The sequence below is a fragment of the Nonomuraea sp. NPDC049625 genome, assembly GCF_040675285.1.
Lineage (GTDB): Bacteria > Actinomycetota > Actinomycetes > Streptosporangiales > Streptosporangiaceae > Nonomuraea > Nonomuraea angiospora_A.
Genome location: NZ_JBFAOQ010000050.1, coordinates 2,320 through 3,958 on the forward strand (window position 1 = coordinate 2,320; position 1,639 = coordinate 3,958).

The 1,639-nt window shown below is 56.3% G+C and carries 1 rRNA gene (cut by both window edges); it reads left to right on the forward strand.

Annotated features, from left to right (window positions below):
• Positions 1-1,639, forward strand: a 23S ribosomal RNA gene (locus AB0J87_RS64275) (it extends past both window edges: 457 nt to the left, 1,127 nt to the right).

The following is a 1,639-nucleotide window of genomic DNA, read 5'->3' on the forward strand; positions in this document are numbered from 1 at the left end:
GGATGGACTCCTTGAGGGGATCCCAAGTAGCACGGGGCTCGAGAAATCCTGTGTGAATCTGCCAGGACCACCTGGTAAGCCTAAATACTCCCTGATGACCGATAGTGCACGAGTACCGTGAGGGAAAGGTGAAAAGTGCCCCGGTGAGGGGTCGTGAAATAGTACCTGAAACCGTGTGCCTACAAGCCGTAGGAGCTTACAGAAGCTTGCTTCTGTGTGATGTGACTGCGTGCCTTTTGAAGAATGAGCCTGCGAGTTATGGTGTGTGGCGAGGTTAACCCGTGTGGGGGAGCCGTAGCGAAAGCGAGTCTGAATAGGGCGTTGAGTCGCATGCTGTAGACCCGAAGCGGAGTGATCTACGCATGGGCAGGTTGAAGCTCAGGTAAGACTGGGTGGAGGACCGAACCCACCAGGGTTGAAAACCTGGGGGATGATCTGTGTGTAGGGGTGAAAGGCCAATCAAACTCCGTGATAGCTGGTTCTCCCCGAAATGCATTTAGGTGCAGCGTCGCGTGTTTCTTGCCGGAGGTAGAGCACTGGATGGCTAATGGGCCCGACAAGGTTACTGACGTCAGCCAAACTCCGAATGCCGGTAAGTGAGAGCGTGGCAGTGAGACTGCGGGCGATAAGGTTCGTAGTCGAGAGGGAAACAGCCCAGATCACCGACTAAGGCCCCTAAGCGTGTGCTAAGTGGGAAAGGATGTGGAGTCGCAGAGACAACCAGGAGGTTGGCTTAGAAGCAGCCACCCTTGAAAGAGTGCGTAATAGCTCACTGGTCAAGTGATTCTGCGCCGACAATGTAGCGGGGCTCAAGTACACCGCCGAAGTCGTGGCATTGACACACATGTTGTGTTGATGGGTAGGGGAGCGTCGTGTATGCGGTGAAGCGGCAGAGTGATCTAGCCGTGGAGCGTACGCGAGTGAGAATGCAGGCATGAGTAGCGAATCGAGGGTGAGAAACCCTCGCGCCGGATGACCAAGGGTTCCTGGGGCAGGCTAATCCGCCCAGGGTAAGTCGGGACCTAAGGCGAGGCCGACAGGCGTAGTCGATGGACAACGGGTTGATATTCCCGTACCCGCTTTAACGCGCCCATATCGAACCTCGTGATGCTAAGAGTCCTTAGCTCGGGTTGTCCTTCGGGATGGCCGTCAGAGTGAACGCTCGATCCGATCGGGTAGTAGGTAAGCGATGGGGTGACGCAGGAAGGTAGTCCAGCCCAGGCGATGGTTGTCCTGGGGTAAGCATGTAGGGCGGAACGTAGGCAAATCCGCGTTCCTTAAGCCTGAGATGTGATGCCGAGCCGATTGTGGTGAAGTGGATGATCCTATGCTGCCGAGAAAAGCCTCTAGCGAGTGTTGTGGCGGCCCGTACCCTAAACCGACTCAGGTGGTCAGGTAGAGAATACTAAGGCGATCGGGTGAACTGTGGTTAAGGAACTCGGCAAATTGCCCCCGTAACTTCGGGAGAAGGGGGACCTCTGCTGGTGATGAGTCTTGCACTCGGAGCTGGTGGGGGTCGCAGTGGCCAGGGGGAAGCGACTGTTTACTAAAAACACAGGTCCGTGCGAAGTCGTAAGACGATGTATACGGACTGACGCCTGCCCGGTGCCGGAACGTTAAGGGGACCGCTTAGTCAGCG